The following is a 21,900-nucleotide window of genomic DNA, read 5'->3' as shown; positions in this document are numbered from 1 at the left end:
CGGGAGGTTTAGCGGGCGGCGGCGGCAGCCTGCCGGTAGCGTTCCAGGACCTGGGGAGCCGGCGGAGCGTCCACCACTGACTCATCGGCCGCGGTCCACTGCGGCCACTCGCCGGTGAGGACAGCGGCGGCCTGCCGGGCAGCGCCGTCAGCCACGTACTCCCCCGGCGCCGGCACGGTGACCGGCATGCCAAATACGGCCGAGACCGCACGCTGTAGGGCCTCGGACCTGGCCGCTCCGCCCACCAGGATGATGCGGCGGGCCTCGATGCCCAGATCGGCCAGCGCAGCCAAACCGTCCGCCAGCGAGCAGGCAATGCCTTCGACGGCGGCGCGGGCCAGGTTGGCCGGCGTGAAGTTCGCCAGGGTCATCCCGTGCAGTGACCCCGTCGCGTCGGGCAGGTTGGGTGTGCGTTCGCCCTCGAAGTACGGCACCAGGCTCAGGCCGCCGGCGCCGTCGGACGCCCCGAGCGCCAGGCGGGTCAGTGCGGGGAGATCCACCGAGAGCAGTTCCGCCGTGGCGTCCAGGACGCGGGAGGCGTTCAGGGTGCAGGCCAGGGGCAGGTAATGGCCGGTGGCATCGGCAAAACCGGCCACCAGGCCGCTGGCATCAGCGGAAGGATCCGCTGCCACGGCGAAGACCGTGCCGGAGGTCCCCACGGAAACGACGACGTCGCCCACCCCGGCGCCTACGCCCAGGGCCGCGCCGGCGTTGTCTCCGGTGCCCGGTGCGATCACGGCACCGTCAGGGGTGTGCTGATCCGTCTCGAGCGGGCCGAGGACCCGGGGCAGCAGCGGCACGTGGCCCAGCGTCTGCTCCAGCACTGCCGGCAGGTATTCTCCGGTGCGCGGGGACCAGTAGCCGGTTCCGGAAGCGTCGGAGCGGTCGGTGCGCAGCGCTTCGAGTCCCGCGCGGCCGCTGCCCGGCCCGTGCCCGGCCAGGCGCCAGCTCAGCCAGTCGTGCGGCAGGCAGACGGCTGCCGTGCGGGCCGCGTTCTCAGGTTCGTTTTCGGCCAGCCAGCGCAGCTTGGCCGCGGTAATGGAGGCCACCGGAACGGTTCCGGTCTCTTCCGCCCAGTACCGTGCGCCGTCGGGCCCGGCCTCGGAGATCAGCTTTTCGGCAGCTGCCGCGGAACGGGTGTCATTCCAGAGCAGCGCCGGACGGACCACGGCGCCGTCCTCGTCCAGGCACACCATTCCGTGCTGCTGCCCGGAGACGGCCACCGCCTCCACGTCCGCCAGACCGCCGGCGGCCTGCAGCGCTTCCTGCAGGGCCGACCACCAGATCTCGGGGTCGATCTCGGTGCCGGCCGCATGCCGGGCGCTGCCCGAGCGGACCAGGGCGCCGGTGGCGGCATCCCGGATGACCACTTTGCAGGATTGGGTGGAGCTGTCCACTCCGGCGACCAGGGCCATGGCGGTACCTTTCGTCATTTTCAGCGTGTTCGATGGTTCGGGCGATCTTACCCGGACGCCCGAACCGCCGGGCCCGTGCGGACACGGACCCGGCGGCAGGAATCTGCTTCAGGGGTTAGCGGGCACCCATCAGGTGTTCCACGGCGAGCTGGTTCAGCCGGACGAAGCCGAAATCGCGCTCCCCGGCCTTGTCGGCGTCGTAATCCTCAAAGGAGGCGGTGTCCGCCAGGAAGTCGGCGGTGCTTTCCCCGGCATCGAGGGTGGACTGGCCCAGCTCGAAGATGCCGGAGACGGCCAGTGCTTCCTGCACCTCGGGATCGGCGCGGAAGGCCACGGCGCGCTCCTTGAGCAGCAGGTACATGGACATGTTGGCTGCCGCGGAGGCCCACACGCCGTCGTAACCGTCGGTGCGGGAGGGCTTGTAGTCGAAGTGCCGCGGACCGTCGTAGGTCGGGCCGCCGTTGGGGAAGCCGTTCTCGAGCAGGTCCACCGTGAAGAACGCACTGGTCAGGTCGCCGTGGCCAAAGACCAGGTCCTGGTCGTACTTGATCGACTTCTGGCCGTTGAGGTCAATGTGGAAGAGCTTTCCGGACCACAGCGCCTGGGCAATGCCGTGGGTGAAGTTCAGGCCCGCCATCTGCTCGTGGCCGGTCTCGGGATTCAGGCCGACAATGTCGCCGTGCTCCAGCTGCTCGATAAAGGCCAGCGCATGGCCGATGGTGGGCAGGAAAATGTCGCCGCGGGGTTCGTTCGGCTTGGGCTCCAGCGCAATGCGCAGGTCATAGCCCTTTTCCTTGATGTAGCCGGCGGCGGTGTCAATGCCTTCCTTCATGCGGTCAAACGCGGCGGCGAAGTCCTTGGACCCGTCGTACTCGGAACCTTCGCGGCCGCCCCACATGACAAAGGTTTCCGCTCCCAGCTCGGCGGCCAGGTCCAGGTTGGCCAGAACCTTGCGCAGGGCGTAGCGGCGGACCGAACGGTCATTGGAGGTGAAGCCGCCGTCCTTGAACACCGGGTGGCTGAACAGGTTGGTGGTCACCATGGGGACCTTCAGCCCGGTTTCCGCCAGGGCGGTGGTGAAGTTCTTCAGGATCTGCGTCCGCTCGCTGGCGCTGGCGTCGAAGGGAATCAGGTCATTGTCGTGGAACGTGACGCCGTATGCGCCAAGTTCGGCCAGCTTGTGCAGCCCCTCGATCGGGTCCAGCTCGGAACGGGTCGGAACGCCGAACGGATCATTTCCGGTCCAGCCCACCGTCCAGAGGCCAAAGGTAAAGCGGTCCGATGGCGATGGCGTCAGTGTCACAGTTCACTCCAAAATCCGGTATTAGTTGGATTCAACAACATATGGCCCGGAAGGGCTAGTGTCAATGGGGTGAACACAACTCCGCTGCTCATCCGGCGCCCCCTGCCGGGATTTCCACCCCGGCGGGAGCAGGTGGCCCGGTCCGGGATACGCTGGAAAACCGCCGGCTCCCGCCACCGAAGCCCGGGCGCTTTCGATGTCCTTGTCATCCATTCCAAAGAAACGGCAGCAACATGAGTGCAGGCACCTCCCCGGGTACCGATATTCGCGGCCAGAACCTTTCCCGGGTCCTGACCCTGCTCCACCGCCGGGGTCCGCTCTCCCGCGCCGACCTGACCCGCATCTGCGGCTTCAACCGCTCCACCGTGGGCGCCCTGGTGGGCGAACTCGCCGCGCTCGGCCTGGCCTACGAGACCGATCCGCCCGCGCTGAAACGCGTCGGCAGGCCCTCTCCCCTGGTGCATGCCAATGAGAGAGTCGCAGCGATCGCGGTCCATCCCGACGTTGACGCCGTCACCGTGGGCCTGGTGGGCCTGGGCGGCACGGTCCACCGCAGGGTCCGGTGCGATGCCGGCACCCCGCCCACCGTCGCGGACACCGTCGCCATGGCTAGGGGCGTGCTCGAAGACCTGCAGCCCGAGCTGGCCGGCATGACCCGGATCGCCGGTGTGGGCGCCGCGGTTCCCGGACTGGTCAACAGCCATGACGGTTCCGTGCTGCTGGCGCCTCACCTGATGTGGTCCGGCGAACCGCTGGCCGCCGAGCTGTCCGCCGGCCTGGGCCTGCCCGCGCGCGCGGCGAACGACGCCAATCTGGGATCGCTGGCCGAAAGCCTCTTTGGTGCGGCGGTGGGGGCGTCCGACGTCGTGTACCTCAACGGCAGCGCGAGCGGCATCGGCGGCGGCGCCATTGTGGGCGGGATGCCGCTGCGTGGTGCCGCGGGTTATGCCGGCGAACTGGGCCATACGGTGGTTAACCCGCAGGGCATCCCCTGCCACTGCGGCCGGCGCGGCTGTCTGGAGACCGAAGTGAGCCTGGGGAGGCTGCTGGCCGTCCTGAAGCTGGATCATGCGGACCAGGACCAGCTCGAGGCCGCCATGGCCCGGGACAATTCCCCGGAACTCGTAGCCGAGACCCACCGCCAGCTGGATCTGCTGGCCGTCGCACTGACCAACTTCGTGAACATCTTCAATCCCGGCACGATTGTGCTGGGCGGCTTCCTGGGGGTGCTGCATTCGTTTGCCGCGGGCCGGCTGGAGGCGGCAGTGGCCGACGGCGGCATCGGCGGCCTGGGCAGCGAGGTCACCATCTCGCGGGCCGCGCTGGGCACGGACCTGCTGCTCGTGGGCGCCGCCGAGCTGGCCTTTGCCGGGCTGCTGGCGGATCCGGCTTCGGTGGGCGCCCTGCCGCAGGCCGCGCTGCGCTGACCCGCCCGGCTCCGGACCGGCGGGCTACTACGCCCTGTCCCTAGGCCCGGCGCCCGGTCCGGGCCAGCACCCGGCGGACCGGTTCGGCGTCGTCGGGCACCGGAACCGGCGGCGCAAACAGCCCGGGAGCGTAGGCCTGCTCGCCAAACCCGTCCATGGCCGCATCCACAGCCGCCAAGTCTTCTTCAGACAGTTCAGCGTCCAGCCCCTGGGAGGCGGCCAGATCCCAGCGGTGCACAATCAGGTCACCTCCGTAGAACCCGGCAAGCGTTTCGCCGATCGTGCTCGGCCCGAAATACCCGGCAAACTCCCGGTCCGCGACGGCCGGATCAGCCAGCAGCTCCGCCACCCGGCGTTCGTGCTCCAGCCACAGCTTCCCGGGGTCGGCGGTGTCCGCCGCAGCGCCCGCCATCCCGTGCTGCTCCAGAAAGTCCCGCTCGGTGGAGACCACGTGCTCCACCAGGTCCCGCGCGGTCCAGCCCTCGCAGGGCGTCTGCGCGCCCCAGTCCGAAGTCCGGGAGACGAGTGCACTAAACGGCCCGGCGTTCTTGCGCCAGATCTCAAGAGATGCTGTCATGATCGCTCCTTAGGTGCGGGGTCTGGAGTGGTATCTGCGGTCCACGGTAGGCCGGTCCGGACAGCTGTGTCTTGAACAAATCCGACAGCGTAAATCCAAGAGCGCAAATCCAACGGCGCAAATCCAACAACAACCCGACGGCAGAAACGGAAGCGGCCAGGTGTTCGACGAGACCGGGTTGAGCGAAATCGGCAGGGGCCACCTCAGCGACCCGTCCGACCGCTCCTTCACGATCCACCGCTACAGCCCCTCACCGCCGTCGGCCCCGTGGCTGCGCGTGTTCTGGATTCCCGTTTGGCGCGTTCCCGGCGGTGAAACCCGAGAACAGCGCATCCTCACCTACCCGACCTGCCTGCTCAGCATCACTGCCACCTATGCGCGCCTGATCGGCCCGACGACGACGGCGGCCCGGGTGATGCTGTCCGGCAGCGGGTGGGCCTTCGGCGTCATGCTCCGGCCGGGCGCCGGCCGAACCCTGCTCGGCGGGGACGTGTCCACGCTGACCAACCGCCACGCCGATCTGGCGGAGTTCCCTCTCCTCGCCGGCCTCGTTCCGCTCATCCGGGAGGAGATGTCCGCAGACCCGTCGCGTCCCGCAGCCCGTGCCGCGGCCCGGCGCCTGGTGGAGGACCGCTTCTCGTCCCTTCCCCCGCCGGCAGGGGATGCCGGTCTGGTCAACCGGATCGCCGCGCGGGTGGAGGAGGACGCGTCCATCACCACCGTGGCCTCGCTCTGCGCGGTTTTTGAACTGCAGGAGCGCACGCTGCAGCGGCTGTGCACTCGGTATCTGGGGGTTGCCCCGCTGTGGCTGATTCGCCAGCGCAGGCTCCAGGAAGCCGGCGAACAGCTGCGGCAGCATCCCGGCCCGCTCGGCGATTTGGCGGTGCGCCTGGGCTACGCCGACCAGGCCCATTTCTCCCGCGACTTCCGCCGGGCCACGGGATGGACGCCGGGCGAATTCACGGCGCTGGCGCAGCGCGGGAAACCGACAGAGCCGGGTCCTGCGCCCCCAGCAGCCGGTCGGGGCGGAACGGCGCCAGCACCGGATGCGGACGCCCGGCAAGGATTTCAGCCGCCATCAGCTCCCCGGCGATGATGCCCAGCGTGGCCCCGGAATGCGTGAACGCCACGAAGCAGGCCGGCAGCCCGGGAACCCCGCCCAGGACGGGCAGCCCGTCGCCGGGCACCGGTTTGAGTCCGATCCGCCAGCTCTGCGGCACCAGCCGGGGATGCCCGGCCAGGAGCGAGGACGCTTCGTCCACCAGGTCCTGCGCCACCTGCGGGTCCACGGTCCACCCGCCGTCGCCGGCCGGCGAAATCTGGTCCAGGTACCAGGTGTGATCCATCGCCAACCGGGATCCGGGGTGCGGACGGACCGAGACCCGCGGGGTGTTCAGCACCGCCCGCAGCCCGTGGGCCTTGGGCTCGGTCACCACCAGCATGGCCAGATCCGACCGGTCACCGAGCTGATAGCCCAGCCGGTGAAGGACCGCCGGAGTGCCGGCACCGGCGGCCACCAGAACGGCGTCGGCGGGGTAAAACTCCCCGGCTTCACTGCGCAGCCCGACGGCGGTTCCGCCCTCGACGACGACGGCGGCGGTGCCCGCGCCGGTCACCAGGGCGCCGCCGCGGAGCGCAAACTCATGCAGCAGGTGCCGGATCAGGTGCGGCAGGCTCACCCATCCCTCCCCGGCATTGAACAGGACCGCGGGCGGCAGCGCCGCAGGGTCCAGGCCCGGCACCAGGCCGGGGACGTCGGCGGCGGGGAGCAGCCGCGCGTCGTACGCCTTGTTCCGCTGGTTCTCATACCGTTCCGCGAGCGCCGTGCCCTCCGTGCCGCTGTCCCAGTGCAGGCCGCCGTCGAACCGGATCCAGTCGATCCCCGGATTCCTTGTCAGCAGCGTCCGGTAGCGGTCCATGCCCGCCAGCCGCAGCTGATGGTAGGGCTCCGGGTACTCGCCGCCGGAATTCAGCCAGGACAGGGACCGGCCCGAGGCTCCGCTCGCGGGGTGCCCCTCCGTCACCAGCGTGACGCGGGCACCGCCGCGCAGCAATTCCACCGCGGCCGAGATCCCCAGGATCCCGGCGCCCAGCACCGCCACGGATGTCATCACGCCCTCAGATCTCGCCGAGCGCCATCTGCGCCGCCAGGTACTCGGCCTGCCGGATGGCCAGCGCCACGATCGTCAGCGTGGGGTTGGCCGCGGCGCCGGTGGTGAACGCCGAGCCGTCGGAAATGAACAGGTTCGGCACGTCGTGGGTCTGGCCGAATCCGTTGCAGACCCCGTCTTCGGGGCGGGTGCTCATCCGCGCGGTGCCCAGGTTGTGGGTGGAGGGGTACGGCGGCGTCCGCACCGCCGACGTCGACCCCACCGCCTCGTACAGGGCCTGACCCTGCCCGTACCCGTGTTCGCGCATCGCGACGTCGTTGGGGTGGTCGTCGAAGTGCACGTTCGGCACCGGCAGTCCCAGCGGGTCCGTCACCGTGGTGTTCAGCGTGACCCGGTTGGTTTCCTGCGGCATGTCCTCCCCCACGATCCACATCCCCGCCGTGCGCCGGTAGCCGTCCAGGATCGCCGCGAACCCCGGGCCCCACGCACCGGGATCCACAAAGGACGCCAGGAACGCCGGACCCAGCGAGATGGTCTCCATGTAGTAGCCGCCGGCAAACCCGCGGTCGGTGTCGTGCCGGGATTCATCGGCGATCAGCCCAGCCATGGTCTCCCCGCGGTACATGTGCACCGGGGATTCGAACTGCGCGTAGACCGACCCGGTGGTGTGGCGCATGTAGTTCCGGCCCACCTGGCCCGAGGAGTTCGCCAGCCCGTCCGGAAACAGCGGCGAACCCGAGAGCAGCAGCAGCCGCGGAGTTTCGATCGCGTTGCCGGCCACCGCCACCACCCGCGCCTTTTGATGATGCAGCTGCCCGTCGGCATCGGCGTACACCACCCCGTCCACCCTGCCCTCGGGGGTGTGGGTGATCTGCACGGCCTGGCTCTCCGGACGCAGGTCCAGGCGGCCGGTCTTCAATGACTTCGGGATTTCCGACACCAAAGTGGACCACTTGGCGCCGGACTTGTCGCCCTGGAAATTGAAGCCGTCCTGCACCGAGGCGGGCCTGCCGTCATAGGGCTCCGCGTTCGTCGCGTAGGGGCCGGTGGCAAAATGCCGGTAGCCGAGCTTCTCCGCACCGTTGGCGAACACCTTGTAGTTGTTGTTCGCCGGCAGCGGCGGACGGCCGTGGACGTGGGTGGACCCCATCTTCCGTTCCGCGCGGTCGTAGTACGGCTCAAGATCCTCCAGCGTCAGCGGCCAGTCCAGCAGGTTGGCGCCGTCGATCCGCCCGTAGACGGTCCGGGAAACAAATTCGTGCGGCTTGAACCGCGGGGTGGCTCCGGACCAGTGCGTGGTGGTTCCGCCCACGGCTTTGACAATCCAGGCCGGCAGGTTCGGGAAGTCCCGGGCGATCCGCCAGCTGCCGGAGGTGGTGCGCGGATCCAGCCAGGCCATCTGGTTGAATGCTTCCCACTCATTGTTCACGTAATCCGAGTTGGTCAGGAACGGCCCGGCCTCGAGCAGCACCACGCGGATGCCCTTCTCCACCAGTTCATGGGCGAGGGTGCCGCCGCCGGCACCGGAGCCAATGATGACGACGACGGACTCGTCGTCGAGGTCAAAGTGCGCCGACGCCGCCATGGGGTCCGCGGACCCGCCGGGCTGAAAACTCGATATTTGTCCGCTCATGCCGCTCCTCCTCCGTGCTGCCGGGGTGCCTGCGCCCCGGTTCCGGAATCCGGTGCCGGTCCTGCCGCCCGCGCCGCTGCCGGGCCTGCGGCGGCGTCGCGGTCCGGCGCACTGTCCGCGTTCCCGGCAGTGGCTTCGCTGCCTCCGGCGCCGGGTGCACCTGCCGCCGGACGCTGCCCGGGCCGGGACACCGGGTACGGCAGCGGGCCGGTGTCAGGTACGTAGCCCTCGGGTGCTTCGATCCGCGGGGTCGGCAGCCAGTCCAGGTCATTGAAGCCGCGGTTGAGGTAGCCGCCCTTGTCGAAGGAGGGACCTTCGTAGCCCAGCACCTCCCACACCTGCGGGTCGTCATAGAGGTTCAGGACGGTGGTGCGGCGGATGAAGCCGAAAAACTCCAGATCGGAGACCCTGCGCAGCACCGCCAGCGCGCGTTCGTCGGAGAGTTCCAGGAACGGCTCCTCGGACTGCGCTCCCAGGGCGATCAGTCCCTGGGTCAGGACAACCCGGAACCAGGTTGACGCATCAGCTTCGGTGACGATGCGGTCGGTCATCCGCTCATACGCGGCATCGGGAAAGTCCGGGTGCGGAAAGGCGGTCCGGATGATCCGCTGCAGGATGGCCCTCGCTTCGGGGGTCAGATTGGTTTCGTTGAGGGTGGGATATTTGGCGGGGTACGTCATGATGTCCTTCCTGCTGCCGGCGGGATGAGGATGCCGCGGCCGGTGAGCTTGCCGGCGTCGAGGTCGTGCATGGCCTGGACAGCGTCTTCGAGGTCGTAGGCGGTGGTGTGCAGGGTGATGTCCCCGGCGGCGGTCAAAGTCATCAGTTCCACCAGGTCCTGGTAAGTGCCCACCAGGTTTCCCACCACGGAGATCTCCCGGGAAATCAGCTCAATGGTGGGAATCCGGATTTCACCGCCGTAGCCGATCGAGTAGTAGCTGCCCCGGTTGCGGAGCATGGCCACGCCCTGCGCTTCGGTGCCGTGTTCGCCGACAAAGTCGAACACGACGTGCGCCCCGCCTCCGGTGGCTTCCAGGACGGCTGCGGTGTCGGGGCTGCGCAGCACCGTGTCCGCGCCCAGCGCGCCGGCCAGTTCCAGGGCTGCCTCGGAAGTGTCAATGACGGTGATGTTTGCGGCGGTGAGTGCCTTCAGGGACTGCACGCCAATGTGGCCCAGCCCGCCGGCGCCGATCACCACGGCCTCGGTGCCGGGGAACAGCAGCGGCGCCGCCTTGCGGACTGCGTGATAGGCGGTGAGCCCGGCGTCGGCGAGGGCGGCGATGTCCGCCGGCTGCAGGGACGGATCGAGTTTCACGACGGCCCGGGCGTTGGTCTTGAGCTGCTCGGCCATCCCGCCGTCAGCGTTAAGACCGGGGAACACGGCGTTTTCGCAGTGCGAATCTTCCCCGGCACGGCACGGCGGGCACAGTCCGCAGGTCACCAGTGGGTGCATGATCACGGTGTCGCCGGGGGCCACGTTGACGACGGCGGAGCCTACTTCGCGCACCCACCCGGCGTTTTCATGGCCCAGGATGTAGGGCAGCCGGGGATGCTGGATCGCGTCCCACTGGCCCTCGATCACGTGCAGGTCGGTGCGGCAGAGCCCGGCGGCGCCCACGTCCACAATCACGTCCCACGGACCGGTGATTTCCGGCTCGGGCACTTCATCGATCTGCGGATCCTCGCCGTAGCGGTGCACCCGGACAGCTTTCACGCCGCACTTCCTTCTCCCTTGAACTCCGTCAGCACTCGGACCCCCAGTCTTATCCGGAGCGGCGTACGGGTCAACGGTGCCGGGTTCCCCGGTCAGGACGGAACGAAGCCCAGCTGCTTGTCCACCACGTTGGCCAGCGGCCGCCCGGCTTTGAAGGCTGCCAGGTTATCCGCGAATTGGCGGGCCAGCGCCGGGAGCTGGTTCTGCGAATCTCCGGACAGGTGCGGAGTGATCAGCACGTTCTCCAGCTCCCAGAGTCCGCTGTGCTCCGGGAGCGGTTCGGTCTCAAACACATCCAGGGCCGCTCCGGCGAGGGCGCCGCTGCGCAGGGCTTCCTCGAGCGCTGCCTCGTCCGCGAGGGCGCCGCGGCCCACGTTGATGAGGACCGCCGTCGGCTTCATGGCGGCGAGGACCTCCCGGCTGAGCATCCCGCGGGTGTCCGGCGTCAGCGGAGCCGCCAGGATCACGTAATCGTAGGCGCCTGCCACGGCGGTGAGATCAGTGCCGGCATGGATGGTGCCGAAGTCCCCGTCGCCGCCGCGGGCGGTGCGGCCCATGCCGTCCACGCGCAGGCCGACGGCGGCCAGCAGCCGGGCGGTGCACCGGCCAATGCTGCCGGTCCCGACCACCAGCGCGGAGGCGCCGGCCAGGTCTGCGGTGGCATAGTGGCGCCACTGCCGCTGCCGCTGCTGGGCTGAGGCGCGGCCAAAGTCCTTGGCGAAGTGGAACATGGCCGCCAGGACGTGCTCGGCCATCGGCCGGTCAAAGATGCCCCGCGCGTTGGTGAGCACCACGTCCGAAGCCACCAGTTCAGGGAACATCAGCTTGTCCACTCCGGCCGCCGGAACGTGGATCCAGCGGAGGGAGTCCGCTGCCGGCCAGGCCCGCCGGACGCCGTCGGCAAAATAATCCCAGAGGTAAAGGATGTCGGCTCCGGCCAGTGCTTCGGCCAGCCCGGCGTCGGCGGTCACGCGGACTTCAGCCTCCCGCTGCAGCTCTTCCAGGCCCACGAGGGGACGGTTTCCGGCAAGGACGGCGATGACGGGCTGGGATTTCATGCCCCCAGCCTAGCGAGAGAACACCTGGCCAGCGGACAATGCAGCGGCAGGGCAAAAGGAACCGGCCGGCGCGTAAGGCGCCGGCCGGTTCCTTGTTTTGTGCTTATGGTGCTGCTGGGCCCCGCTGGAATTCTGCTGGAACTCTGCTGCGGGGCCGGACCGCTTATTCGAAGGTGAGCGTGTAGTCGACTTCGCTGCCGCTGCCCGTTCCCTTGACCAGTTCCAGTTTCAGGATGTGTTCCTTCCCGTCATCCGGAACGGGGATAACGAGTTCTTCCGGATCGTTGCCGACGGCGACGGTGTACTCCTTGCCGTCCAGCGTTGCCACCAGGCTGCCCGGCTTGTCCCATTCGGAGAAGCTGCCCATGGCCTCGAGCACCAGCTGCACGTCGTTGCCCTTGGGCACCTCTACGGTGATCTCTTCCGTGGGTCCGGGGTATTCATCGAGCGTGAGGTAGCCGTATTCTTCCCCGGGGTAACCGTTGATCGTCGGATCCTCGACAACTCCCTCGAGGGTCATCGAGGTCGAGTACTGCACGTCGTTGCCGTTTTCGGCGAACTTGTCGGCCCACTCGTCACCGGCGTAAATCACCACTTTGTACTCTCCGGCGGGGGTTTCTTCCCGCAGGTAGCTGTCCGCGGAGGTGATGGTTTCCTTGCCGTCCGGCGAGTAGACCGTCAGTGCACTGTAGTCATCGGTGCTGTCCAGGATCACGGCCTCGTCCAGCTCCAGCTTCATGACGGCGTACCCGGCGGAGTTGAATTTCAGGTCGGTTTCCTCACCCACCGTCATGGTTCCGGCGGCGTCCTCGCTGCGGGCCAGGTCCAGCATGGCCAGTGCCTGCTCGCGGGTGATGGAATCGAGCCACTGCAGTGTCCAGTCGGTGGTGGTGTCCATGAGGCTGACCTTCCAGTCGCCGTCTTCCTTCACGGTGGACATTCCCAGCGGCGGAAGGGCACGCACCACGGCTTCGCCGTCGACATTGCCCTCGAGCATGACGTACCCGGACTTCCCGCGGCACATTTCATCCGAGCCGTCGAGTTCGATGCAGTCGGAGGTCACCCGCAGCTTGTCCCCTTCCACCTCCGCTTCCAGGGTTTCCACAGTGGCGCGGCCGCGGTCGCCGTCCTGCTCCGCGTCCTTGAACGTATTGGCGGTCAGCTTCAGGTCGATGTTGGATCCGCCGCCCGCGGCATTATCCAGCGCACGCCCGTAGTAGTGGACGGCGTTGCCTTCGTAGCTGACGAGGTAGTTGCCCACGTCGGTGATCTTGCCGCTCTGCACAATGCCCGGCACTGCTCCGATCAGCGCCTGCACGGCTTCCGCCGGCGAGCCGCTGCCCTCAACACCCTCGGGCAGGGTGCCGCGCTCGTTGCCCGTGGACTGGGTCATCAGTTCCAGACCGGTGTAGAGCGGGCTGAGGTACCAGCGACCGTTGTCCTTGACCGCCGCCATCAGCAGCGGATCGCCGTCGATTCCCAGTTCGGAGAACTCGGTGGTCTCGTCGATCTTTTCCATCTCGTCAGCTGCTTCCAGCGCTGAACGGACGGCACCGGTGGTCTGCTCCGGATCCACCTGGACCCGGACGCTGCCGGAGTCGAAGGCCAGGACGGCCAGCTGGTCATCAACCTCGGTGACCTTCGGCTCCACATTCTCGAACGTGACGGTGATGCCGTCGAAGCTGATGTCGTCGTCCACGTCCTCAAGGTCTTCGCCAACCTTGTTGGCCGCCTCCAGGATGCCGAACTCCTCGACCTTCTCGGTGAGGCCTTCACGCAGGCGGTTGAGGGAGTCGCGCTCCGCCGGAGCAACCATGGTGGCCAGGGCAACGCCGTCCTTGGCTTCCACCGACTCCATCAGCTTTTCGGCAACCTGCCCGGGTGAACCGGCGCCGCCGCGGATGATGTTCTGGATGAAGAGGAAGGCGCCCACGCCGGCCACCACCAGGACGACGGCGAGCGTCGCCAGGACGAGTGTCTTGCGGCTGGCCTTCTTCCGCGGTCCGTCGGTGCCGTCGGTGCCGTCCCCCGAGCCGTCATCGCCGGGGCCGGGCTGTCCGCCGGTGCCACCGGGGCCGTTGCCGGGCCCACCGGGTACGGCTGCACCGGGCTGCGGCTGCTGGTCCTGCTGGGTGGGTTTCTGAGGCTGCTGGTCCTGCTGGCTGTGGTCCTGCTCGGTGGAGTTCTCAGGGGTGGGGTTTTGCGGACTAGGCTGGCTGCCCGCAGGCGGCTCAACGGCCGCGGAGCCCTGCTGTTCTCCGCCTTCGCTAACGGGGCGCCGGCAGTTGCCGCAGAAACGCCATTCAGGCTGCAGCGCAGTGCCGCAGGACATGCAGTAATTCATTTATTCCCCCAAGATCGACACGGGGAGGTAATGCATGCAATATCCCCCCGGAAATAACAACGCAATTACCGGATTCTAACATGTGAAAGGGCGGCCCCTTTAAGCCGGGAAAAGCAGGCACGGGCATAATGACGCCTGCGCCTGCTCTCTCCCATCAACCGCCGGTCCGGACTTCGGCCCGAATTACCCTACGGACAATTGACCCGGCTCTCTTCGGGGGTAAAACCGTTCTGCAGCCATACCGCGTACGTTCCATTCGCCTCCGCCATCGCGCAGACCGACGCAGTGTCACTGCCCGCCGGCAGATAGGCGGCATAAATCGGCTCCCGGTTTCCGCGGTCATCGGAGGTCCGGTTGAACCCGTCGCAGGACAGGTCGGTGCGCAGATATCGCGCGCCGGGGTGCTGCTCAAGCTGCACTCTGATCTCTGCGGCAGCGTTCGCTGCACCGAAGCTGCTCACCAGCAGCACGGCGGCTGAACCGTCGCACTGCGGATAGTCGATCGGCTTCGCCAGGCCCAGGTCTCCGGGCCGGAACGGGTCCTGGTCCGGCGTGACGTAGGTGGTGACCTTGTCGCTGGCGATCACGTCACCGTTCAGGGTAATCGTGAAGGCCGCCGGGCTGATCTCGTAACGGGTGTTGCCCAGCACCCCGGCATAGCCGGCGGGAGTTTTCTGGGCTCCGGTGCTCATCGTCAGCCCGTTGCTCTTATCCAGGCCGCGGTAGACCATGCCTCCGTTGCGCATGCAGATGATGCCCTGGAATTTGGGTGAGTCCGCCACGGTGACAAATTCGCCGTCGTGCTGGCAGTACGCGGCGTTCAGCGCCCCGGTGTCCCATCCCGCGGCCCCGTAGCTTCCGGTGTTTCCGGACGGCGGACCGGCTGTCGCCGTCGGCCGCGGGGAGGAAGTTGGTGACGACGACGGCGACGGCGAGGCCGAAGCCGTGGCCTTTGCCGGTGACGTTTCGGCGGGGGTGGGAGCTGCCGTAGCCGAAGCCGCGGACGGCGAGGGCTGCCGGGTGGCAACCGCCTGGTCCGAACCGGATTCGTCGCCGGAGGTGAGGTATCCGTAGCCAAAGTAGGCACCGGCGCCGAGCACCAGAACAACTGCCGCAATCATGGCGGTCACCAGCCAGGGCGACCGGCGCTGCTTCTCGTCGTCGTCGTCGGTGCCGGTGCCGCCGTCGGTCCAGGCCTGCTCCGGTTCCCCGGTAACGTCTGCGGCCCATGCCGTGATGGTCTCCGGTGCAGCGGGCGGCGCCGGAGCTGCGGGAGTCTGCGCCGCCGGGAAGGCCTCCGTGGCTGCAAAAGCCTCCGTGGCCGGCGAGGAATCGGTCTCCGGCGGAAGAGTCTGTGCCGCCGGAGCGCCGCAGGCCCGGCAGAACCGTGCGGCGGCGGGCAGCTGCTGGCCGCAGCGGGCGCAGAACTGCCCCGGTGTGTTTGTTTCAGGATTCATCGGTTACCACCACGGTCCCGGATAGATGCCGTTGTCATTGGCTTCAAGGGAGTACGTTCCGTCGCTCTCATCGGTCACGAGGGTCCAGTCGGCGCTGACGGCCCCGGCGGGCCGCACCTTCCAGTCGGCCGCCAGCTTTTCACCGGTCAGGGCATCCAGGACCGGCTGCTCGTCGGTGTTTTCGATGTAGAGCTTGGAGCCGAACAGATACAGCGTCTGCAGGTTCAGTGCCTCGCCCTGTTCGCTGGTCACCTCCAGGGTGGAGGCCCAGGTGGTGGTGTCATAGACGCGCAGCGCCGGCAGGGTGGCATCGGAGGTTCCATACTCGACAACCGCCAGCGGTCCGGCCGAATCGAACTTCACGCTTTGGGCGCCGGTGAGCTGGGTGCGCAGTGCTCCGCTGGCCGGGTCGACGACGGCGACGAAGTCTTCGTTGCCGTTCACCGCCACCGTGAGGCCGCCGGCGTCCAGCGCCGCCGAACAGCTCGGGTACGTCACCGTGCCGTAGTTGTTTTCCCACAGCTTGGCGCCCGTAGCGGTGCTCCAGGCCGAGATCAGGCAGTCGTCGTTCCGGTCGGACAGAATCACCGTCGTGCCGTGGTGCGCGGTGAACAGTCCGCTGCCCTCGCCGACCTGCTCGAGCGCGGCGTTGAAGAACCGCACCGACGGCTCGCTGTACGACTCGCTTTCCAGTGCGATCGAACCGTCGCTGCTTCCGTGCAGGGTCAGCTCGTGGAAGTCGTCGTGCTCGGTTCCCGTGACGGGTGCTTCCGCCAGCGGCGCCGTCTTTTTGTCGTCATAGGTGCGCAGCACCGTTGCGTACTGCTCCGGGTCCAGCCCGGAGGCCGGGGTGCGGATTTCCACCAGGGCTGCCAGCTTCGGTGCTTCGCCGGTGCCGATGATGTCGAGGGTGCTGCCGGATACTTCCTGCCCGGACGGCGCCGCGGGCAGCGGGTACGTGCGCGCTATGGATTCGCCCGGGACGTGGGCGGAAACCCCGTTGGACGTCCGGTACACCACCATGCCGTCGCGGACTTCGGACGTCGACGGGTTGAAGCCGGAGAGCGGAATGCTGTCCGTTGCCTTGGCCGCTGCCGAGGAACCCGACGACGGCGATGCGCTGGCTGAACCGCTCGGAGAGGCGCTCGGGGTGGACTTGGCCGTAGAGCCGGGACTGGCCTTGGCGGACGCCGAAGCGGAGGATGACGGCGACGGCACAGCCCCGGCTGCTTCCGTCTGGTCATTCCAGGGTTCCCACACATAGACGCCGGCAGCCAGCGCCGCCGCCAGGATGACGGACCCGGCGACAATAAGCGGGGTCCGGCGTTTTTTCGAAGACTTCGGATCGCCCTGCATTCCGGGCTGCGGCACCGGCTGCGGATCGTGCCGGGCGGGAGGCCCGGGAGGTGCGGGTGCTGCCGGTGGCGGCGGCGGGGCAGCCGCTGATGCCGCTGATGCCGCCGTCCCGCAGTTAGTGCAGAAGCTGACTCCGGACTCCTGCGGTTCCCCGCATGCTGAACACTTCATGTTTTCCTTCCAATGGATCAAAGCGTTGTCTCAAGCTGCGGTTCGCCGCGTCGCCGGCGCTAGGCCGGATGTTCTTCTAGCCACTGCAGGAGGTCCGCAGTCAGAACCCGGTAGCCTTCCGCGGTGGGATGCAGTATTTCCTGGGATGCGGCAGCGGAGGCCGCTGCACCCAGGAGCGGTCCGATGCGGGCCGTCGTGACCAGCGGATCCGTGCTGCAGGCACCCCGCCGGGCAAAGGGGTCTTCCAAGGCATCGACGTACCGCACGTTCGGAAGCCCGGCTCCCAGCACCGACTGCTCGATCGTCCCGTTCAAGGCGTCGGTCACCTCCAGCCCGAAAGCCTGTTCCCCGCCGGTCAGCCGCCCGCAGTCCCCCGCACCGGCGTCGAACATCCGCGGATAGGGCAGAACGAGCACCGGGGAGCGGACAGCAGCGCCCAGCTTCCGGTACATGTCCTCGAGTTCGGGACGCAGCTGGTGCAGCCTTTGCTCGGTGTCCTCCCGAAGTCCCGGGTCCTGGCCGCACGGAGCTGTATCGGCGATGCACGCCTGCAGCAGGTCCGCGAAACCCAGATCGTTGCCGCCCAGATAGAGCAGGACAAGATCCGGACGGATTCCTGCCATCTGCTCCAGCTGCGCCGGCACTCCCCCGGAGCCGTGCCCCTCCACCGGCTGCGTTGATTCCAGTGCGGAGATGCGCGCGCGGGAGCACGCGAAGTTGTGGAGAACAATGGCTGAGCCGTCCGCTCGGGTTCCCGCTGCGGCCGCTGCCAGCGACTCCGAGCTGCGGTGGCAGCGACTCTCCGCGACGCCGTCGACCGATTCATAGGAGCCGGCGCCTTCACCGGATGCAAAGGAGTCCCCGAGCAGGACCACATGCGCGGCCCTCCCCGCGCTGGCGCCGATAAGCGGTGCCAGCCTGTCGCCGGCCTCGGCAGCCGGGGCATGCGGAGCCGGCGGGTAGGGGGTTGCCGTCGTGTGCGGTGTTGCCGTTGTTTGCTGCGGGCCGCGGCCGGCGGACGGCGTGCTGTCTTCAGCGGCAGGGACGGGCGAGCAACCCGTCAAAAACATCCCTGCCAGAAGCACGCCGGCCGCCAGCTTTTTCATCAGCTGCGCTGGGCCAGTGCCTGGTCCACTGCGGGGTCACCCAGCTGGCCAAGCCAGGTCAGCAGTGCCGGGTAGGTGGACGGGTTGGCCGCCACGGCGGGGCGGGTCTGCGGATGGTTGGCCGCCAGTTCCTGCAGACGGGCCAGCGGTGTCTGCGGATTTGCCGCTTCAGTCATCAGCTCCGAACCGGCGGCATCGGCAGCCTGCGCTACCGCCCCGTCGGTGTGCCCGGGCTGGTGATCTTCGGCTGCTGCAGCGGGGGTTTCAGCCTTGGCTACCGTCCCGGCCTTGACGTCAGGCTGAGCTTTCGCCTCGGACTGGACCCCGGAGTCGGCCTGAGCCGGCTGGGGAGCGTGCTCGGCCTGAGCTGGCTGGGTCTGTGCCTGCTGGGGAGCGTGCTGAACCGGCTGTGCCTGGCCGGCCGGCTGTACCGGCGCCTGCGCGGGCTGCGCTGCGGGAGCACCGGCAAAAGTGAAGCCGGACGTTCCGGAGGCGTTGCCGCCGGGCAGCGACTTGAAATGCTCACGGGAAGCCCGCGGCAGCCACAGGACCGAAAGGATGGCTGCGGGAACCACGAACGCCAGCAGCATGATGACCGCGCCGAGGTGGCCCTCATGCTGAACGGCCCAGACAATCATGAGCACCAGACCCAGAACAAACAGCAGCCCGGCGTAGCCGGTGGGGATGATGTAGGCGGAGCGGGGCTCCTTGGCCATCAACCGGAGGGTCACCACAGCGCCCGCGGTCAGCAGCAGTCCGAAGAACAAGGCGAGGACCTCAGGCACATAGCCGTCGGAGTAGTCGCTGGTGACTTCGGTGATCAGGCCGACCGCCGCACCGATGGTGAGGACGGCGCTGAACCCGGCGGCCAGGAGCAGCCACGGCTGCAGCCGGCTGCGGGGATCGGTCGGTGCCACGGCCGAGCCTTCAGTGAGGCGGGCAATGGACGGTGCGGAAACGGCCGCCCCGAAGGCCATCCAGAACATCAGGGAGAATCCGGGAGAGATGGAGTTGACGCTCAGGTTCAGCAGCGTCTGGTCTTCAAAGAGTGCCACCAGTGAAAGGAACGCAGCGCCGAAGGCCAGGACCAGGCCCGCTGAACGCCAACGGTCCGAACGCTTGTGAACCTGCAGTGCGATGAAGACCAGGACGGCTGCGCTGGCCAGGGCCATCACGGTGGCCAGGATTCCCCAGCCGGTGGTACCGGAACCGGCATCGCCCATGGCAACCCAGTAGCGGATGATCTGGACCAGGGCCACCGCGGCTGCCAGCGCCGCAATGCCGAAACTGACGTAAATCCAGCGCTGGTTGCGGGGCTCGTCAACGTTTCCGGGAGCAATTTCCCCGCGCCGCGGCTGGGCCGCCAGCACAGCTCCGGCCAGGCCGAAGGCCATGGCCGGACCGAGCGTGCCAAAGGAGCTCTGCTCAAAGGTTCGGGACGTGATCAGGTGCAGGGCTACGTAAACCAGCACCAAAAGGAAGTACGGAATGTTGGCCAGGAGCTTCAGGTCCTGGATCTTGCGGTAGCCGACGCTGGGCCCGAAGACGCCGGCGCGCCAGATGTAGCTGAGGCTCAGCGACAGCAGGCTGACCAGGGTGATCAGGATGACGTCCACGCGGGTGCCCGCACGGGATTCCTCGTAGGATCCGTAGCCGAAGACCGAATCGCCGTCGATCATCCAGACCATGAACAGCGAGATGATCAGCGCCAGGGCGGCAATGCCGTCCCGGAAATAGTCGCTCACCGGAATGCCGGCAAATGCCCCGTTGGACTTCTTTGGTGCTGCGGCCGGAGCCGGCTGCGTCTCCGAAGCGCCGCCGGCCGTGCCGTGCCCGTGTCCGCCCTGATGGACGGCACCGGCAGCAGCAAATTCAGGCTGCCGCAGGGCCTCCGCCCGGGTCGGCGCCCCGGCTGCGGAAGCCGCCGCCGTCGTCGTATCGCCGGATGGCGCCGGCGTACCGCAGCTGACGCAAAAGCGTGCTTCCGGTGCCAGCTGTTGTCCGCATTGAACGCAGAATTTCATAACACTTCCCTTTTGTGATGGATGTCGATTGCAGGCCGCGGCCTATTTACGAACAAATTCAAGTGAATAGCTGACGGACCCGTATTTGCCGCCCATGTCCAGCTCCAGCCCCATGGTCTGGGTTTCGGAATCTGCGGGGTAGGGAATGACCTGTTCGACGTCGGCCCCTGTGACCGGCACCTGGTACCGGTTTCCGTGGAGGGTGAGAATGAGGACTCCCGTGGAGTTCGAGCCGCTGGAATACAGATCGGTAATGGTGACGACTAGTTCAACGTTGTTGCCCTCGGGCACCTGCAGCTCAACTTCGTCGGTGGAGTTCCGGTTGTATTCGGTGTAGATGCTGCCGCTGTAGTCGTAGTCCGAGCCTTCAATCCGGGGCGGACTGACGTATTTCGAGACCTTCACCGCCTCCGAATACTGCACGCCGCTGCCTTCGTCGGCGAATTTCTCACTCCAGTCGTTGCCGGCAAAGATGACCAGTTTGTACTCGCCCGCCTCCAGCTCCGCGGGATCGGCGTTGCCGCCGAGCGTCACCAGCCGCGCTCCGCTTCCGGCCGGGTACACGTGGGCCCGGCCGTAATTGCCCAGGATCTCAAGGCGCTGCTTCTCCTGCAGCTTCACCGTTTTCACCGCGTAGCCGGCGGAGTTGAACGCCACGTCGGTTTCCTCGCCGATGGACAGTTCCCCCGAGGAGTCTTCGCTGCGGGCCAGGTCCATCAGCGCCAGCGCCTGTTCCCTGCTCAGTGACCGGACCCAGCCCACGGCCCAGTCTGCGGCGGAATCCAGCAGGCTGACCTTGTATTTGCCGTTCTCCTTGACCGTGGTGAGGCTCCACTCCGTTGAGGAGTTCAGCAGGCCCAGGCCGTCCGGTTCCGGAGAGCCGCCGTACCGCAGTCCGTAGCCGGAACCGTTGGAGCACATCTGTTCCTCGCCGTCCTCCATGACGCAGTTGGAGGTCAGGGTGAACCGGTCGCCGTACTCGTTTTCCACCGTGACCTTTTCCATCACGGCCTTGGTCCGGTTGCCGTCCTTTTCGCCGTCGCGGAAGGACACTTCGCCCAGGAGGAACTCGCCGCTGCCGGAGGAACCGCCCAGGAAACCGTCGATCAGCCCGCCGTAGTAATACAGGGCGTTGGCCTCATAGCTGGAAAGGTACGGAGCCAGCGGCATGACGCTGCCGCCGGAGACCAGCTGCGGAAGCACTGAAACGGCGTTGCGGGCGGCGTCGCCGGGGCTGTCGCTGCCCGGCGCCGGCTCACCCGGGACGTAGCCCCGGGAGCTGCTCGTGAACTGCTGGGAGAATTCCAGGCCGGAGTAGAGCGGGCTGATGTACCAGCGCCCGTCTGATTCCGTGGCCATCAGGGTCAGGCCCGAGTTGTTGACGCCCATGGAGGCAAAGGGGGTGGATTCATCGACGGCGTCCATATCCCCGCCGGCTTCGAAGGCGCTCCGGATGGCACCTGTGGTCTGCCCGGGATCAATCTGCACCCGCAGTTCTCCGCTGCTGAACTTGACCATGGCCAGGTGCTCATCAATTTCCGTCACAGCGGGCTGCGCGCCACCGAGGCTGATGTCGATGCCGTCCAGGGAAAGGTCCATCCCGTTCTCCCCGCCGGAATCGCCGTCGGAAACCTTCGCGAAAGCGTCTATGATGCCGTGGTCTTCGGCCTGCTCTTCGGCGGCTTCCCGGACACGCTGCAAGGCATCGCGTTCCTGCGGGGGCACCATGGTGAAAACGCCCACCAGGTCTTTGTCCTCCACGGCCTCGATCAGCTTCTCGGCGGCGGATTCGGCCGAACCGGCGCCGCCGCGGAGCATGTTCTGGACGTAGAAGTAGCCGCCAATGCCCGCTGCCGCCAGGGTCAGGAGCACGCCGGCGCTGATGATGACCCTGCGGCTGGGTTTCTTGAATCCGTCGGCGGTGTCGGCGGCGGCGGGACCGGCGGCGGCGGGACCGGCGGCGGGCGTCTGATGCCCGGTGACCGCTGCGGTCCCGGTCTCCCGGACAGCGGGCCCGCTCGGGGCGGCATCATCGCGGGGAACAGGTTCGCGGCATGAACCGCAGAATTTCCATTCCGGCTGGAGCTTGGCGCCGCAGGACATGCAGAAACTGGACAAAGTTTTTCCCCCGAAAAACAGGGGAATGCGAGTGTAGCTATCCCCCGATAAAACAACACTCTTACAGGGAGGAGCCTAGCATGCGG

The 21,900-nt window shown here is 67.6% G+C and carries 15 protein-coding genes and 1 pseudogene; 2 read left to right on the top strand and 14 right to left on the bottom strand.

The annotated features are described in order from the left end of the window. Positions 1–8 precede the first annotated feature (8 nt). On the bottom strand, positions 9–1,415 hold the full coding sequence (locus tag M1D40_RS03595) for a xylulokinase (RefSeq protein ID WP_461170992.1): 1,407 nt from the start codon (positions 1,413–1,415) through the stop codon (positions 9–11). A gap of 115 nt (positions 1,416–1,530) precedes the next feature. Continuing rightward, entirely contained in the window at positions 1,531–2,718 is a 1,188-nt protein-coding gene (gene xylA, locus M1D40_RS03590; protein WP_461170248.1) for a xylose isomerase, read from the bottom strand. Positions 2,719–2,951: 233 nt separating this feature from the next. On the opposite strand from xylA, the gene M1D40_RS03585 reads away from it, so the two are divergent. Then, positions 2,952–4,145 carry an ROK family transcriptional regulator gene (locus M1D40_RS03585; RefSeq protein ID WP_461170247.1) on the top strand — a complete coding sequence of 398 codons (1,194 nt, stop codon included), beginning with the start codon at positions 2,952–2,954 and terminating at the stop codon, positions 4,143–4,145. A 40-nt stretch (positions 4,146–4,185) separates the two neighbouring features. Here the strand turns inward: M1D40_RS03585 and M1D40_RS03580 are convergent, their stop codons facing one another. Continuing rightward, a complete protein-coding gene (locus M1D40_RS03580; RefSeq protein WP_461170246.1) occupies positions 4,186–4,722 on the bottom strand; it encodes a TIGR03086 family metal-binding protein in 537 nt (178 codons plus the stop codon). A 13-nt stretch (positions 4,723–4,735) separates the two neighbouring features. Between M1D40_RS03580 and M1D40_RS03575 the strand changes: the two are divergent. After that, positions 4,736–5,635: pseudogene (locus M1D40_RS03575) on the top strand (DUF6597 domain-containing transcriptional factor); the annotation flags it as partial. Positions 5,636–5,681: 46 nt separating this feature from the next. Here M1D40_RS03575 and M1D40_RS03570 read toward each other — a convergent pair. The 11 genes from M1D40_RS03570 to M1D40_RS03520 all read right to left on the bottom strand — a co-directional run bounded on the left by M1D40_RS03570 (position 5,682) and on the right by M1D40_RS03520 (position 21,814). Continuing rightward, complete coding sequence (locus M1D40_RS03570) at positions 5,682–6,833, bottom strand: NAD(P)/FAD-dependent oxidoreductase (protein ID WP_461170245.1); 1,152 nt, start codon at positions 6,831–6,833, stop codon at positions 5,682–5,684. 7 nt (positions 6,834–6,840) lie between these two features. Further along, complete coding sequence (locus M1D40_RS03565; RefSeq protein WP_341395604.1) at positions 6,841–8,418, bottom strand: GMC family oxidoreductase; 1,578 nt, start codon at positions 8,416–8,418, stop codon at positions 6,841–6,843. 44 nt (positions 8,419–8,462) lie between these two features. Next, positions 8,463–9,146 (bottom strand): hypothetical protein, encoded by a 684-nt coding sequence (locus M1D40_RS03560; RefSeq protein WP_461170244.1) that lies wholly within the window; start codon positions 9,144–9,146, stop codon positions 8,463–8,465. Then, on the bottom strand, positions 9,143–10,180 hold the full coding sequence (locus tag M1D40_RS03555; RefSeq protein WP_461170243.1) for an NAD(P)-dependent alcohol dehydrogenase: 1,038 nt from the start codon (positions 10,178–10,180) through the stop codon (positions 9,143–9,145). Before M1D40_RS03555 ends, M1D40_RS03560 begins: the two co-directional genes overlap by 4 nt. Before the next feature lie 92 nt (positions 10,181–10,272). Next, complete coding sequence (locus tag M1D40_RS03550; protein WP_461170242.1) at positions 10,273–11,238, bottom strand: D-2-hydroxyacid dehydrogenase; 966 nt, start codon at positions 11,236–11,238, stop codon at positions 10,273–10,275. A 163-nt stretch (positions 11,239–11,401) separates the two neighbouring features. Next, the gene (locus tag M1D40_RS03545) at positions 11,402–13,582 is read right to left on the bottom strand and encodes a zinc ribbon domain-containing protein (RefSeq protein ID WP_461170241.1); all 2,181 of its coding nucleotides are present in this window, start codon (positions 13,580–13,582) and stop codon (positions 11,402–11,404) included. A gap of 188 nt (positions 13,583–13,770) precedes the next feature. After that, positions 13,771–15,039, bottom strand: a complete 1,269-nt coding sequence (locus M1D40_RS03540) for a zinc ribbon domain-containing protein (RefSeq protein WP_461170240.1) — start codon at positions 15,037–15,039, stop codon at positions 13,771–13,773. A 3-nt stretch (positions 15,040–15,042) separates the two neighbouring features. Next, positions 15,043–16,410, bottom strand: coding sequence for a hypothetical protein (locus M1D40_RS03535; RefSeq protein WP_461170239.1), 1,368 nt, complete (start codon positions 16,408–16,410; stop codon positions 15,043–15,045). A gap of 215 nt (positions 16,411–16,625) precedes the next feature. Beyond that, positions 16,626–17,672: an SGNH/GDSL hydrolase family protein gene (locus M1D40_RS03530; protein WP_461170238.1), complete on the bottom strand. Its 1,047-nt coding sequence runs from the start codon at positions 17,670–17,672 to the stop codon at positions 16,626–16,628. Then, entirely contained in the window at positions 17,672–19,696 is a 2,025-nt protein-coding gene (locus tag M1D40_RS03525; protein ID WP_461170237.1) for a zinc ribbon domain-containing protein, read from the bottom strand. Before M1D40_RS03525 ends, M1D40_RS03530 begins: the two co-directional genes overlap by 1 nt. 42 nt (positions 19,697–19,738) lie before the next feature. Then, complete coding sequence (locus tag M1D40_RS03520) at positions 19,739–21,814, bottom strand: hypothetical protein (protein ID WP_461170236.1); 2,076 nt, start codon at positions 21,812–21,814, stop codon at positions 19,739–19,741. Positions 21,815–21,900 lie beyond the last annotated feature (86 nt).

The sequence above is a fragment of the Arthrobacter sp. Z1-15 genome (assembly GCF_054792395.1).
The sequence above is the reverse complement of the archived record's forward strand: the minus strand, read 5'-3'. Positions and strand labels throughout refer to the sequence as shown.